The following is a 15714-nucleotide window of genomic DNA, read 5'->3' as shown; positions in this document are numbered from 1 at the left end:
TAAATTAGAAGGTCACATTTACACCAAAGTTGTAGGTTGCATACAACGGATACACGCTGTTGTCGATACCGGCACCGGTAGGCTTGCCTCCGATTTCAGGTGAGAAACCACGGTATTTGAAGAAGTTGAATGCATTCTGTGCATTCAGGTAAAGACGCAGCCTTTGCATTTTCCAGCGCTCTGTTACTGTTTTAGGAAGGGTATAACCCAGCTGTATGTTTCTGATCCGGAAGTAGCTGCCGTTTTCTACGAAGAACTGGTTGGGCAGGTAGTTCTGGCCACCACCGATATTGGCAGATGGATAGGTGTTGGAGGTGCCTTCACCATGCCAGCGTTTGTCATAAAATTCCTTGGTGAAGTTTTCGTTACCAAAGCGCAGGCCCAGGTTGGCGTTATACACATCTACACCAGCTACGCCCTGGAATTCGAGTGCCAGGTCAAAGTTCTTATAGCTGAAGGAAGAATTGATGCCGTAGGTGTATTTAGGATTAGGGTTGCCGATAGGTACTCTGTCCTTAGGATCTACTACGCCGTCACCATTCACATCGCGGTATTTGAAGTCGCCTGGTTTGGCTTTGGGTTGCGCAGAGGCGTCTACTTCAGCCTGATTCTGGAAGATACCGTCTACGATATAACCATAGTACTGGCCTATAGGCTGACCTACTACAGTACGGGTAGCCAGCGCGCCACCAGTGGATGCGTCGCCGCCACCATAGATGGGATTGCCACCGGTGTTTACAGACAATACTTTATTGTTGTTGATGCTCATGTTGGCACCTACGGAATAACTGAAACCATTTTTCAGATCATCTTTCCAGTTGGCGGCAAATTCCCAGCCACGGTTCTGGAAGTCGGCCTGGTTGGCGAGGATAGTGCCTGATTGGGTACCTACAGAGCTGGGGAAAGGTACTTCGAAAATGGCCTGCTGTGTTTTACGGTTATAAAAACCGGCTTCCATAAACAACCTGTTTTGCAGTACGGTGGCTTCCAGAGCGATATCTGTTCCGGCTGCACGTTCCCAGTAAAGCTGCGGAGGAACGATGGTATTGATGCTGGCACCTGTATACACGCCACCGCCGAATATGGCTGTCATGAACGGGTCCTGTGTAACACGCTGTACCGCGAGAAAGCCGGGAACAGAAGCATTACCGACTTTACCCCAGCTGCCACGCAGTTTCAGGTTGTCGAATATTTTAGTGTTTTTCAGGAACGGTTCTTCGCTGATCACCCAGCCTAGTCCAACAGAAGGGAAATAACCCCAGCGCTGGTTGCCGTAGAATTTGGAGGCACCGTCAGCACGCATGGAGGCGGTCAGCAGGTATTTATCTTTATAGGCATAGTTGATCCGTCCGAAATAGGAAGATACTGCGTACAGATCTCCTTCATCTTTCACGGAGCGGCCATCGGTATTGCCCAGTCTGAGGTACATATCACCTTCACTGCTGTTGGGTACATTATCGGCAGTGGCAATCAGTTTGTAGAATTTGTATTGCTGGGCAGACTGACCGGCCAATACTTTCAGGTTATGATCACCAAATTTGTTGTCATAGGTGAGGGTGTTTTCAACGATCCAGCTTTGACGGTTGGAATTGGTGCGTGTCAGTTTGCTGATGTTGTTACGTTGGTTGGTAGTGGCACTGTACTGTGGCGTATAGTTGCGGATGGTACTGTCACCATATTCCCCGCCAACACTGGTGTGGAAAACGAAGTGTTTCGCAAAACGAAGATCGGCATATACGTTTCCGGTCACTACCCGGCGTTTGGTGTTCTGATCATAAAAGTCCAGTGTAGCCTGAGGGTTTTTACCAGCACCGGTTCCAAGATTCAGCAAAGCAGGATCACCATAGGAGCCATCCGGGTTACGGACTGCTACTACCGGAGCCGAAGTATACAGCTGACCTAAATAAAAGTCAGGAATATCATTGGTATTATAGGCTGCTGCAGTAACGGTATAGCCTATCTTCAATGGTTCGAAAACCTGAAAATCATTTTGCAGACGGGCAGTTATTCTGTTGAAATCATTGGTTTTAACAAGACCGTCCTGCTTGAGATATCCAAGTGAGAAGTTATAGGTTGATTTTTCTGTACCACCGCTTACGGATAACTGATGGTTAGTAACAAGTGCATTCCTCAATTCTTCTTTAAACCAATCTGTTCCTTTGCCATAATCATTCGGATTCAGCAGCGGAGCTTTACCATTGATGGCGCTCAGTTCATTGATGATGGTAGCGTATTCTTTAGCATCGGCCATTTTTACTTTGTTGGTGGCCTTTTGCATACCTACAAAACCAGTATAGTTCACGGTGGCTCTGCCGGCTTTCCCTTTTCTGGTAGTGATCAGTACTACGCCGTTGGCTGCACGGATACCGTAGATAGCTTCACTGGAGGCATCTTTCAGGATGCTCATGTTTTCGATGTCCGCAGGGTTGAGGAAGCTGATATCATCATACCACACACCATCTACTACGTACAACGGGCTCTGGCTGCCGTATACGGAGCCTGTACCTCTGATGCGGATAGTAGGAGCCGCGCCGGGTTTGCCATCGTTCACGATCTGTACGCCGGCTACTTTGCCCTGCAGGCCGCTCATAGCGTTGGATACGGGCTGTTTGCTCACTTCATCTCCCTTTACCTGGGTAATAGAACCGGTGATGTCTACTTTACGCTGTACGCCGTAACCTACTACCACTACCTGTTGTACCTGGCTGATAGCTTCTTCCAGGGCGATATCGATGGTCTGGCGGTTGTTAACAGCTATTTCCTGGGAAGTGTAACCGATGAAACTTACTACCAGCGTGCCGTTGTCGGGCACGGTGAGGGAGTAGTGTCCGTCAGGGCCGCTGACAGCGCCTTTGGTAGTACCTTTCAAGCTAACGCTGGCGCCCGGAATAGGCGAGCCGTCACTTTTGCTGGTAACTTTACCGGTCACTTTGATCTCCTGTGACATGATCACCACCAGGTTGTTTTCGATGAGTTTGTACCGGAGGGAAGTACCGGCAAAGACGGTGTTCATCACCGCATCCAGTCCGGAATTGGTCACATCAACATTTACTTTTCTTCTGATTTCAGTCAGAGCATTATTGTACAGAAAACGGTAGTTACCCTGCTGTTCAATACTACTCAGCACTTGTGCGATCTCCGTTTTTTTCAGCTTAAGGGTGATGGTACCTTGTCCCTTCAGCGCTGCTGATACCTGGAGAAAACACGCCAACAGTAATAACGTGGTGAGTTTCATAACTAAGAAAGCTTTTTTCAGGGCATAGGAGTACCTGTCCCTAAATTTTAGCGATATTTTCATACTTTTAAATCTAGAGGTGAAAAGTGATGGAAACCTGCGGCTTAGCGTGTTGGCAGGTTTTCCTTTTGATCTTCGGCGGGAAATGTTGGCGCATTTCCCGTTTTTGTTTTTTGGTTGTTATTTCAGGAACTGTTAATCTGGTGTGAGTTCATAACGTTTTTACTGTTAGTAGATAATGATTGTATCGTGCTGTATCTCGTAGTGAAAGCTGGCAGTCATCTGTAGCGCATTTAAGGCCTGCTGGACTGTTTCGAGCGCAAATACACCGGTAAACCGGAGCTGTTGCTGCTGCTCGTTCCTGAACTGGACGGTTACCCCGTAAAACCGTTCCATCTGCTGCGCCAGTTCGGCAAAAGACGCATCTTTAAATACCAGTTTGTTTTCCATCCAGGATGTTTCCGTGATGGCGGTGGTTTGTGCTGCATAGTAAGACACATGACTGAGCGTTACCGCGCCGGAATCAGCAGCAGTGGCTGTTCCGGCCGGACGTACTGCAGGTGTCCTGTTTAGTACCACGATTTTTTCACTGGGTTTAAGAATGATCCGGGTAGCATTGTTTTTTACGATAGCTTCTATGCTGCCGGATATCAATGCCGCTTCGGTGGTTTTGTCGCCGGGATATGACCGGATGTTAAATCGGGTGCCCAACACGCGGATGTCCATGTTGGTGGTGTGAATGATAAAAGGATGATCTGCCTGTTTGGCGACATCAAAAAAGGCTTCACCGGAGAGGGTCACACTGCGGTCGTTTTTTCCGAAATCCTTGCTGTACGTGAGTTTGCTGCCGGCATTCAACCATACGCGGGTGCCGTCGGCCAGTTGTATGGAGGTGCGTGAACCATTTTTGGTGGCTACTTCACTTTGTACAGCGGGTAGGGTGTTGGAAGAAGACCACCACCAGGTGCCAAGGGCTAATACGATGCCCGTAGTGGCGGCGGCGGCCCATAGGTAACGGCGATAGCTACGTACAGGCCGGAGCGGTGTTGCAGGGGGAGTTCCAATAGAGATGCCCAGGGTCTGCATACGGCTGATATGCCGGGCATGTGCATCTGCAGCCTGCTCCTCATGGCTGGCGGCAGTGGTTTTTTGCCACAGTTCATCTACCAGACCGGCAGGCAGCTCCAGATCAGGGTGTTCCCTGAGTAACGACACCAGCTCCTGCAGTTCTGCTGCAGTAGCTTCATTGGCCAGTTTCCTTGCCATCAGTTCCCAAATACGTCTGGTATTCATAACGTGAAATAAGATGCTCTACCTATAGGATCTCTTTTTTCACAAAATCTACCAAAGGGGAATAAAAAAAATTTCAGGGCTGAAGCCGCTGTGTTTTTTTGAAGGAAGTATTGATGGCGCGGGCTATCCTGGCCAGGGCTATGGCCAGCTGGTTGTCGATGGTTTTGATGGAGACATTGAGAATTTCGGCGATCTCCTTGTAGCGGAGACCATCTTCCTTGATGAGTTTGAAGATGAGTTTACAACGGGGAGGCAGTTCACTCACCGCCTGTTCAAAGCGGGCCAGCAGTTCGGCGCTGATCAGCTGTTCTTCCGGATTGTAGTGCGGGCTCTCCATATCCGGTGTGATCTCATCGAGTGACAACGCTGCTTTTTTCTGTTGCCGCATCAGGTATTTAAGGGCAATATTTTTAGTGCTGACGTAAAGGTATACACGCAGATTGTCTATCTGCTCGAGCCGCTGACGGCCTTCCCATATATTGATAAACACATCGGATACTACTTCTTCTGCTATTTGTCCGGAACGGACGAAGGAGTCGGCAAACTGTACCAGTGGCTCATAGAAATGCAGGAACAGCTCCTTGTAGGCGGTTTCGTCGTCATATAGGCTAATACGGCGCTGCAATTCCGGTATGTTGTTGGCAGGGAGCATCTGGCATAAGCTGCTTGGCGCTCAAGATAAAATAAAAATCAATACCGGCCGTCAACAGTGACAAATGTCAGTGCTCCGCTTTGCCCGGCTGTGCTGGAGATATACGGTAAGCACAGCGTCTGGCACCCGACAGTAAATGATCTACACGTTTTACCTGTGTGTCTTTTCCCATCACCGTGCGGAACGTGTCCAGCTCTGCCGTACAGAAGCCCTGGCATACTTCGGCCGCTACACAGATAGGACAGTGGTTCTCAATCAGCATATAGCCGTCACCGTCTTTTTCTACACAGGCCATATAACCTTCTGCATCACGGGCTTCCGCCAGTTTGTTGATTTTACCTTCCAATGTGTTTTCACTCCCGGTGGCCTGCAGATACTTTTCAAGACTGGTCTTCTTACTGCTTTCTATCACCTGCTGCAAAGCCTCCGGCCCTAAAGTGTCTCGTATCGAATTGATCAGGCGGACGGTCAGCTCTGCATGCGAATCAGGAAAACGGCAGTGCCCCTGTTTGGTAAGCGACCATATCTGTTGTGGCCTGCCTTTGCCTTTGGATACGGATGTGGCTTGTACCAGCCCGTCGTTAGCCAGCTTCAGCAGTTGAAAGCGTGCACCCTCCACCGTTATACCCAGGGCTTCTGCCACCACTGCCAGTGGTTGCGGGCCTTTGGACTTTAATATCAACAACGCCTTTTCATTCTCCTGCAAATTATTATTCATAATAAACAAAGTGTTTATTTGGTTTATTCACAAATTTACTATTTTTGCATCAGATAAACAATCAATCGCCGGAAATCCGCTCCTGGACTGACAGGGGCGACTATTTTCAGCCTTCATTCCCGTGCCCATAAAGAATGGCAAGCAATACCTGCTGCAGTACCCATACTGCGGAACGGCTGTGCCATGCTTATCCGCAACGGTGTCATTAAAACCATGAAATGATGCAAACATTATCACACAAAACTGCTGCCATGGTGGTGCTTTCTATTCTGACAGCCTGCGGCAACAATAAACCGGCAGCCGATTACTCCAGTGAACCCCAGCCTTTTCCTGTAGTAACATTACAACCTGCTGCCGCCACGCTTAATATGGACTATCCTGCCACCGTACGCGGTCAGCAGAACATAGAAATAAGACCGAAGGTAGATGGTTATGTAGCACAGATATTGGTAGACGAAGGGGCCACTGTGAAAAAAGGTCAGCTACTCTTTAAAATCAATGCCCCGCAATATGAGCAGGAAGTGCTCACCGCACAGGCAGCCATCAAAAGCGCCGAAGCTGCTGTCAACACCGCCCGCATGCAGGTCCGCAAGGTAACGCCGCTGGTGAAAAAAGAGATCGTCAGCAACTACGAACTGGAAGCGGCAGAACTGGCAGTGCAGGCCCGCGAAGCCGAACTGGCCCAGGCCAGAGCCAGTCTTCAGAATGCGCGCGTCAACCTGGGATATACTACCATCTACAGCCCTGCCGATGGAGTGATTGGCTCCCTGCCCTATAAAATCGGCAGCCTGGTGGCCAGCAGCAGTGAACAGCCCCTGACCATTCTCTCCGATATCTCTAACGTACACGTATACTTCTCTTTTACAGAAAAGCAGTTCCTCGACCTGGCCGGCACTGATGCCAGCGCCTCGCTGGAAACACAACTGAAAAAACTGCCGCCTGTACAGTTGATCCTCGCTAACGGTAACGCCTATCCGGAAAAAGGACAGGTAGAAGCTACCGGCGGCCAGATCAACACCGGCACCGGCGCCATCAGCATGCGCGCTACATTTCACAACAAGGCTGGCCTCATCCGCAGCGGAAGCAGCGCCGTAGTCCGTATCTCCCAACCGGTGACCGATGCTATCGTAGTACCCGCCAAAGCCACCTACGAAATGCAGGGCAAAAAATTTGTCTTCACCGTGGATGCCGCCGGCACAGCGCATGTCAGGGAAATACAAGTAGGTCAACAGTCCTCCGGTGACGCCTATATCGTCAGCAACGGCCTCCATTCCGGCGACAAAATCGTCACTGAAGGAATCGGCTCCCTGAAAGACGGTATTAAAATAAAACCAGTGGCAACACCCACTACTACCGCCGCCAGATAAGGATTTGTCTGCGTAACACGCTATTCCGGTACCGGTATATTCCGGTGCTGTAGCTACTGCTTTGTCTTTTTAAAAATGATTGTATGCTGAAAAAATTCATCGATAACCCGGTATTGTCTACCGTCATCTCCATTATCATCGTGATACTGGGGGTGCTCGGACTGCTCTCCCTGCCCATCTCACAATATCCGGAAATAGCCCCGCCCACCGTGGAAGTAACCGCCTCCTATCAGGGAGCCAACGCTGATGTAGTCATGAAAAGCGTCATCATCCCGCTGGAAGAACAGATCAACGGTGTGGAACACATGACCTATATGACGTCTAAAGCGAGCAACGACGGTATGGCCGTGATCACGGTTAATTTTAAACAGGGCACTGATCCGGATCTGGCTGCTGTTAACGTACAGAACAGAGTGGCCAAAGCCACTGGCCTCATGCCCGCCGAAGTAATCAAAACCGGTATCACCACCACCAAAAAACTCAATAGTGAAGTCTTTGGTTTCCTGCTGTACAGCGAAAACAAATCCTATGACGAAAGTTTCCTCGACAACTACATGCGCATCAACATCCTGCCCGAACTGAAAAGGATATCGGGTGTTGGAGATGTGCAGGTATGGAGTGATCAGGCTTATTCCATGCGTATCTGGCTCCGCCCTGATGTAATGGCCTCCTATGGCCTGGTGCCCGACGATGTGATCGCAGCCCTCGCAGAACAGAACATAGAAGCTGCCCCGGGTAAACTGGGCGAGAACAGCAAAAAAACATTCCAGTATATCCTGAAATATACCGGCCGTCTCGAAAAGCCTGAACAGTTTGAAAACATCGTCATCCGCGCTACCGGCAACGGTCAGCTGCTGCGCCTCAAAGATGTGGCGGATGTAGAGCTGGGGGCTTTCAACTATGCCACAGAACTTACTGCACAGGGATATCCTTCCTCCGGTGGCGCGGTGAGCCAGACTGCCGGCTCCAACGCTCACGAGGTGGTACAGGAAGTGGAAAAGGTTTTCGAAAAAGCTAAAGTCAATTTCCCACCCGGCGTAAAGATGGCCGTTTTTATCAATGTGAACAGTTTCCTCGACGCCTCTATTGCCAAACTGATACAGACCATCTTTGAAGCCTTCATCCTGGTGTTCATCGTGGTATTTATCTTCCTGCAGGATTTCCGTTCTACCCTTATCCCCGCTATCGCTGTACCAGTGGCTATTATCGGTACCTTCTTCTTCCTGAAGATATTCGGTTTTACACTGAACCTGCTGACCCTCTTTGCGCTGGTGCTGGCCATCGGTATTGTGGTGGATGATGCCATTGTAGTGGTGGAGGCGGTACACGCCAAACTGGACCAGGGCGCCAGATCCGCCAGGAAAGCAACGATGCACGCGATGAGCGAAATCAGCACGGCAATTGTTTCCATCACCCTCATCATGTCGGCAGTATTTGTGCCGGTTACCTTTATCACCGGCTCTGCGGGTGTATTTTACAAACAGTTCGGTCTCACACTAGCGGTGGCTATCATCATCTCCGCTGTCAATGCGCTGACGCTCAGTCCTGCACTCTGCGCCATCCTGCTCAAACCTCATGATCCCGCAGCACATGCTAAAAAGTCCCTGCTGCAGCGGTTTTACACTGCCTTTAATGCGGGCTTTGCCGCTGTAACGGGAAGGTATATACGTATTGTAAAACTCCTGATAGCCCGAAAATGGCTGGCACTGGGCGCTATCGCTGTGTTTGCCGGTATCCTGGTGTTTTTCCTGAAAACAACACCTACCGGTTTTGTGCCCAACGAAGACTCCGGCGCCATCTATGGGGATATCATCCTGCCACCTGCTTCTACCATGGATCAGACATTGAAGATCGCTGATCAGATAGACAGCATCGCCCGCGCTATGCCTGAAGTGGCCGTCACTTCCCGACTGGCAGGTATGAACCTTATCAGCGGTACCGGCGGCTCTTACGGTGCCATGTTCATCGCGCTCAAACCCTGGAAGGAAAGGACAGGGCCGGGACAGGACATCAACAGCCTGGTTGCAAAACTGTTCCAGCAAACAGCTGCCATCAAAGGCGCCAACATCATCTTCTTTGCAGCTCCCACCCTGCAGGGCTTTGGTAACAGCAGCGGTTTTGAAATGCAGCTGCTCGACAAAACAGGTGGCAGCTACAAGGATTTCGGCTCAACAGTAGACAAGTTCATGGAGCAACTGAACAAACGGCCGGAAATCATGTATGCCGCTACACCTTTTAATACCAATCTGCCACAATACGAAGTAAAGGTAGACGTGGCCCGCTGTAAGGAAGCCGGTATAGAGGTCAACAGCCTGCTCCGCACCATGCAGGGATACCTGGGTGGCATCTACGCATCAGATTTTAACCGCTTTGGTAAACAATACAAGGTGCTGTTACAGTCCAATCCCAACTACCGCGCGGAAGAAGCAGACCTCAACAAAATCTTCGTCCGCAACAACAAAGGAGCGATGGCGCCGGTATCTGCTTTCCTTACGTTGCAAAAAACCAGTGGTCCGGAATTCATCAACCGCTTTAACCTGTATACTTCTGCTGCTGTAACAGGTGCGCCCAACAATGGTTACAGCTCTGGTGATGCCATCAGGGCCATTAAAGAAGTGGCTGCATCCACGCTGCCTCGCGGTACAGACTTCGACTTCAGTGCACTGACAAGGGAAGAGATCTCCAGCGGCAACCAGACCATGCTCATTTTTGCTTTGTGTCTGCTGTTTGTTTATTTCCTGCTGAGTGCCCAGTACAGAAGTTATATCCTGCCTTTTGCGGTGCTGTTATCATTACCGATAGGACTGGCAGGCGCTTTCCTGTTTGCCCGCCTCGCAGGCCTCGACAACAATATCTTCCTGCAGATCAGTCTCATTATGCTGATAGGACTGCTGGCCAAAAATGCCATCCTGATCGTGGAGTTTTCCGTGCAGCGGCGTAACAGCGGGTTAAGCCTGGTAAGAGCGGCGATCTCCGGTGCCGCCGCGCGTTTGCGGCCTATCCTGATGACATCCTTTGCTTTCATCTTCGGCTTGTTGCCGCTGATGCTGGCATCCGGTGTAGGTGCGCTGAGCAACCGTTCTATCGGTACGGCCGCCGTAGGAGGCATGTTGATCGGTACAGTGTTCGGTGTATTCGTGATACCTGCGCTCTTCGTCCTGTTCCAGGCTTTACAGGAACGGATCAGCGGCAAAGCACCCAGAGAGAAAGAAGCTGAAGAGCTGCTGGAAGAAATGGCGATGTAATTTTTCTGATTTTAAAAGTAACAACGATGAACAACAAATATACCTGGCTGATGGCACTCGTGCTGCTGACAGCTGCCTGCAAGGTCACTGAGCGCTACCAGCGGCCGGAACTCCCTGCTGCAGCGCAGTACCGCGATCATGCTGGTACAGATACCAACACCATTGCGGCTAAACCCTGGCAGGAGTTTTTTACTGATACGCTACTGCAACAACTGATTGCACGGGGTATCCGCGAAAATCTGGACCTCAAAATGGCCATGCAGCGTATTGTGGCGGCACAGGCAGCTCTAAAACAGAGTAAGCTGGCCTTTCTTCCGGATGTTAATGCAAATGCTTCCGTTAAACAGTCCAGGCTGGCCTTCCCCCAAGGGTATGGCCTGGTGAACAATGCCACACAGTATGATGTAGGTGTCACTGCCAGCTGGGAAGCGGATATATGGGGCAAACTGCGTAGCAGCAAAAGAGCTGCACAGGCAGCGTTATTAAATACCGTGGCTGCACAGCAGGCCATACAAAGCAGTCTGGTGGCCGATATTGCCAGTACTTATTATACGCTGCTGGCGCTGGATCAACAACTGCTGGTATTACAGCAAACGCTGGATAACAGAAAAGAAGATGTGAATAGTATGCGCGATCTGAAAGCCTCTGGTGTAGTAAACGGTGCAGCAGTGGTACAAAGTGAAGCCAACCAGTATGCCGCTGCCGTGGCCATACCTGATGTAAAACGACAGATCAGAGAAACAGAAAATGCGTTATCCATACTCCTGGCATTGCCTCCGGGCCCTGTAGTCCGCAGCGTGATGTCGGCCCAGCAGTTGCCGCAGGACCTGTCTACCGGCGTGCCCGCTCAACTGCTGCAATACCGGCCGGATGTAAAAGCAGCGGAATATGCTTTCCGTCAGGCTTTTGAAAATACGAACATTGCCCGCACGGCCTTTTATCCTTCCCTTAGTATCACCGCTGCCGGTGGTTTCTCCAGCTTCGACTTCAGTCAGTGGTTCACCAACAGCGGCCTGTTTGGCAATATCATCGGTGGCCTCACACAGCCTGTTTTTAACAAAGGTCTTAACAAAGCCCGGCTGGCCACTGCCACCGCCAGACAGCAGGAAGCATTGTACAACTTCAGTAAAACCATGCTGACAGCAGGGAAGGAAGTATCAGATGCACTCTATTCCCTGGCATCTGCTTCAGAAAAAAAGGAGAGTCGTGAAAAACAGCTGGCATCGCTGGAGAAAGCAGTAGACTTCACCAAAGAGCTGTTGCGTTACAGCTCCGCTACCAACTATACAGATGTGTTAACATCTGAACAGAATTTATTAAGTGCACAGATGGGGCGTATTAACGATCAGCTGCAGCAATGGCTGGCGGTGATTGCGTTATATCGTTCCTTAGGAAACCATGATTAATACTGATAGTACTGATGAGCGAAGATCAACAAGATGATGATAAGATAACCAGCAAGGCATTTTATGTAGAACAGGTGCTGTAAGTCTTCGCTCATCAGGAACATCAGTAGTATCAGGAATTAATCACCGTTAGAAGTTGAGTATAATATTCAGTCAGTGGTCCCTTCTTTTTAGCCAGTGCGGCGAGTTTGTCCTTAGCTCCCCATATAAACCAACATACACGTTCTACCTCATAACCTTCCATGGATGCTGTGTTTTCCAGCAATAGTGCCATGTTTTCAGCTGTTTCAAAGGCTTTCAGCTCTTTGATGGGTTTGATGTTGTCCGACGCGCAATACAGTAAGTCTATAAGGGTGGGGATGGTGACCGGATTGACGCCATACTGCTGTACAAACTTGACGAGGAAATGATTTTGAACGGACTGGTGCTCATCGTCTACCTGTTTGAGGTACTCGCGCAATAGCGGGAAGTAACTGTCGCTGGCCAATGCCAGACCGAATACGGCGTAGGTGCCCGGACAGCAACACTGTTCTGCTTCCACATCATTGTACCATTCAAATTCGTGGCGGATGGCCAGTCTGACATATTTCTCCAGCAGCGGGTACAGTCCGGGGTATTGCAGGGCATTGGCGAAGAAGCGTTGGGTAGATGACTTGCCCAGTCCTTTGATAGGAAGCACTTCTTTGGTTTTGGATTTGCATTTTATCTCATAGCTAGGTGGGAAGTCTTTTTCCAGCAGGTTGCAGATGAACGTAATGGCTTTGCTATAAGCTTCTTCTGTTTCATTTTTAAACGTAATGCTGAAAGTGGCAAATACATCGTTGGCCGTGCAGGTAAGGTCGGCATCGCTGTATTGCATATCTTCCTTGCTGAAGGTGTCGCTGCCGGTTTTCAGGATGTTGCCGGCCTGTTTGCTGCCCAGTTCTTTGGCTTTTTCGATGAAGCCCACTCCGGTAGGTCTGCTGTAATTAGGCTCATACCGGACGATGCTGATACCGGCATAGACCAGCAGGTCAAGCTGTGATTTGGAAGGCGCTGGCCGTTGACCGGCATCCACTAAAGTATATACCGGGCCTGCCCAGCCATTCTTGGCAACGTTATAATATACGGGTAGAAAATGCTCTTCTGCCCAGCATCTGAGCGCATAGGTGATATAATGCTGATGCGTACGTTGTGAATCTTTATTGCTTTTGTTGAGTTCCCGTATTTTTTCAAAGATAGTTTTGATGGCTGGTACATCTATCTCCGGGTATAAGGCCGGACTCAGCAGATGCTGTGCCAGGAAGGTGGTGTCCAGATCTTTGGTGGGATACTGTCCTTCTTTTATTTTTTGGGTGAGATAAAGATCTATTTGTTTTAACAGGGCTGTTTTTTTGACTTCGCTGGTTGTTTTCAGTGCGGTCAGTTTAAGGAATTTTTCGTCGATCCTGAACTTGGCGAATACTTCAAACTTGAAGTCCAGTAAGGGATTGTTATCGTAGGTGCGATACAGTTGTTCCAACTGTTGCTGCAGGGAAGGCATCAATTGTGCTACATCTTCAGCGGTGAGTGGAGCATCCGGGAAATCGGTTCCTTCGTATTTCAGGTCGGGCCGGCTATCTCCTTTATCCACAAAACAATGCACGGCTCCTTTGTAATAAAAAAAACGTACATAAGTGTATATGCCGGATTGCAGGGGAGAGCGGCGGGTAATATTAACAGCGTCGGTTCTCTCGTCCATCTTCTGCAGCAGTTGGCTTACGGCAGTAGTAATATCGTTGACAATCGTCTGGTGGCGGTTTTCCATGCGGGTTAAATTGAATGAAAATTTTTTATCGCCGGCAAATTAGGAAAAATACCAGTTATTCTGTGGGTTGGAGTGATTATATGATATTTATCAGGACGATGAGAAAGTGAACAGACTACCTTTGCAGCTATAAATGTTTGTTATGTTACTACCTATAGTTATTAATACCTGTGTCTTTATTTTTTTATCAGCAATTCATTTTTATTGGGCTTTTGGCGGAGAATGGGGAATCAGCGATGCGGTGCCTGTGAATACAGAAGGCCGGCAGATGCTGGATCCGGGCTGGTTTGCAACGATGTTAGTGGCGCTGGGACTCCTTGCATTTGCAGTGGTAACGGTCGGAAACACCGGTGTTTTTGATGCCCTGGTGGGCAGAAATGTGATCATCTGGGCCACCAGGGGGATTGCACTGCTTTTTACGCTGAGGGCCATTGGAGATTTCACCTATGTAGGCTTCTTCAAAAAAATAAAAAATACACCCTTCGCCCGCAACGATACCCGGATGTTTTCCCCGCTTTGTGCGCTGATCGCTGTATTGAGCATCATCGTATCTATGGCATGATGAAACGTTTAACTTTCTGGTAGTAAAAAGTCATTCATCAGGAAGTACAGCGCTATCGGCAGTTCCAGCGGGTATCTTATGCCTCATCCGACATTACAGTACTGCTCCATAGAACTTTTTGTAATAGGCAAATTTCTGTGACATGGTTTTCCTTGTCTCCGGAAGGCCTTCCGTATGTAGTTTTTTGAACGAGGTAAGTACTGTTTCACTGAACTGATCATATCCCTGTGCATAGGTGATGGCGTCTGTGAGCCGGCAGGTGGCGGCGTCATCCTGTTGCCAGTAGGCAGCGATGGCCTGGCATATGCCGGGAGTGAGGGAGGCGTCGTAACATTTTACCAGGCAACGGGCGCTGAGGGCTGCTCTGTCGGGGTAGTTCATCAGCAGAAAAAACAGAAAGTGTTTCAGGGATGTTACATCGGATCCGTTCAAATGCAGGGCGGCCAGGTCCGGGCGATGGGATAGTGCCTGCTGAAAGGTTTCGTCGTCGTATTTATTCAGTGCATGTCTTTCCAGGAGCAGCGCGAGATCGTTGATAGCGGTGATGTGGCTGTCAGACAGGGCCTGGCAGTCTGCTGTTAACTTTTCCAGTAATGTTTGCATATGAAATAATTAATTACGGTTTCGTTCTTTACCTTTACAAAGGAAGTACATTTTCGTTATAAAAAGAACGGAATCGTTTTATTTTTAACCGGAATCGTTTAATTGTATGAGCCCGTTACTGGAACTTATTGCTGAATGGGAGGCTTATTCGGAGCAGGCCGGAAAACCGGCAGTAGCCGATTTTTGTGAGCATTACCTGCGCCGCCATGCTAAAAAGAAAAAAGAAAAGGCCGCCATCCCTGCACACGACATGGACGGCGTGATCACCGAACTGGTAGGCCGCATGAGCGCCATGCACACCACCTACGCCAAAATGATCCTCAAAGAACTGCCGGACATAGAACTGGAATGGTTTTACCTGCTCAACATCATCAAATACAAAAAAGAAGCAAAAAAAACCGATATCATCAGCCTGGGACTGATGGAACAATCCACCGGCATCGATATCCTCAACAGGATGCATAAAAAGGGCTTCATCACGGAAAAAAACAACCCGGAAGACAAAAGGGCCAAACTGATCAGCATCACCGACAAAGGAAATACCCTGCTCAAAAAAATCGGCAGCTACCTGTATAAAGTGACTTACCTGTTGTACCATGATGTGCAGGAAGAAGACAAACAGGCGCTGATCCGCATCCTGGGCAGCTTACAGCATCGGCATCAGCAGGTATTGCTGGAAAACAAACACCGCAAAATAGATGAGGTACTGCAACAGCTGTACGGAAAAGATGCACCGGAGGAAGCTGCCGCCGCTTTCAGCAAACAGATAAAACAAAAGGAAAAGAAAATGGCCTCCCAAAAAGGAGAACAGGTAGACGATATCATACGATCACTTTATAAATAGCCT

General features: G+C 49.2%; 11 protein-coding genes. 5 read left to right on the top strand and 6 right to left on the bottom strand.

Going from position 1 to position 15714, the window contains the following annotated elements; all coding sequences use genetic code 11:
* Positions 1-4 precede the first annotated feature (4 nt).
* The 4 genes from KD145_RS11480 to KD145_RS11465 all read right to left on the bottom strand — a co-directional run bounded on the left by KD145_RS11480 (position 5) and on the right by KD145_RS11465 (position 5898).
* Positions 5-3235 carry a TonB-dependent receptor gene (locus tag KD145_RS11480; protein WP_212006018.1) on the bottom strand — a complete coding sequence of 1077 codons (3231 nt, stop codon included), beginning with the start codon at positions 3233-3235 and terminating at the stop codon, positions 5-7.
* Positions 3236-3463: 228 nt separating this feature from the next.
* A complete protein-coding gene (locus KD145_RS11475; RefSeq protein ID WP_212006017.1) occupies positions 3464-4528 on the bottom strand; it encodes a FecR family protein in 1065 nt (354 codons plus the stop codon).
* A gap of 73 nt (positions 4529-4601) precedes the next feature.
* Positions 4602-5180, bottom strand: coding sequence for an RNA polymerase sigma-70 factor (locus tag KD145_RS11470; RefSeq protein ID WP_212006016.1), 579 nt, complete (start codon positions 5178-5180; stop codon positions 4602-4604).
* A gap of 67 nt (positions 5181-5247) precedes the next feature.
* A complete protein-coding gene (locus KD145_RS11465) occupies positions 5248-5898 on the bottom strand; it encodes a metalloregulator ArsR/SmtB family transcription factor (protein ID WP_212006015.1) in 651 nt (216 codons plus the stop codon).
* A 218-nt stretch (positions 5899-6116) separates the two neighbouring features.
* Between KD145_RS11465 and KD145_RS11460 the strand changes: the two genes are divergently transcribed.
* From KD145_RS11460 to KD145_RS11450, 3 genes are all read left to right on the top strand, one after another.
* A complete protein-coding gene (locus KD145_RS11460; RefSeq protein ID WP_212006014.1) occupies positions 6117-7265 on the top strand; it encodes an efflux RND transporter periplasmic adaptor subunit in 1149 nt (382 codons plus the stop codon).
* Between the two features lie 83 nt (positions 7266-7348).
* Positions 7349-10510, top strand: a complete 3162-nt coding sequence (locus tag KD145_RS11455; protein WP_212006013.1) for an efflux RND transporter permease subunit — start codon at positions 7349-7351, stop codon at positions 10508-10510.
* Between the two features lie 26 nt (positions 10511-10536).
* On the top strand, positions 10537-11916 hold the full coding sequence (locus tag KD145_RS11450) for an efflux transporter outer membrane subunit (RefSeq protein WP_212006012.1): 1380 nt from the start codon (positions 10537-10539) through the stop codon (positions 11914-11916).
* Between the two features lie 112 nt (positions 11917-12028).
* Here KD145_RS11450 and KD145_RS11445 read toward each other — a convergent pair whose 3' ends face one another.
* Positions 12029-13702, bottom strand: coding sequence for a DUF6138 family protein (locus KD145_RS11445; protein ID WP_212006011.1), 1674 nt, complete (start codon positions 13700-13702; stop codon positions 12029-12031).
* A 142-nt stretch (positions 13703-13844) separates the two neighbouring features.
* Between KD145_RS11445 and KD145_RS11440 the strand changes: the two genes are divergently transcribed.
* Positions 13845-14264, top strand: a complete 420-nt coding sequence (locus tag KD145_RS11440) for a DUF3995 domain-containing protein (protein ID WP_212006010.1) — start codon at positions 13845-13847, stop codon at positions 14262-14264.
* A gap of 93 nt (positions 14265-14357) precedes the next feature.
* Here the strand turns inward: KD145_RS11440 and KD145_RS11435 are convergent, their stop codons facing one another.
* Entirely contained in the window at positions 14358-14867 is a 510-nt protein-coding gene (locus KD145_RS11435) for a hypothetical protein (RefSeq protein ID WP_212006009.1), read from the bottom strand.
* A 106-nt stretch (positions 14868-14973) separates the two neighbouring features.
* On the opposite strand from KD145_RS11435, the gene KD145_RS11430 reads away from it, so the two are divergent.
* A complete protein-coding gene (locus tag KD145_RS11430) occupies positions 14974-15711 on the top strand; it encodes a MarR family winged helix-turn-helix transcriptional regulator (RefSeq protein WP_212006008.1) in 738 nt (245 codons plus the stop codon).
* Positions 15712-15714 lie beyond the last annotated feature (3 nt).

It is taken from the genome of Chitinophaga sp. HK235 (assembly GCF_018255755.1).
Classification (GTDB): Bacteria; Bacteroidota; Bacteroidia; order Chitinophagales; family Chitinophagaceae; genus Chitinophaga.
Note: the sequence above shows the minus strand (reverse complement) of the source record. Positions and strands in the feature narration are given on the sequence as shown.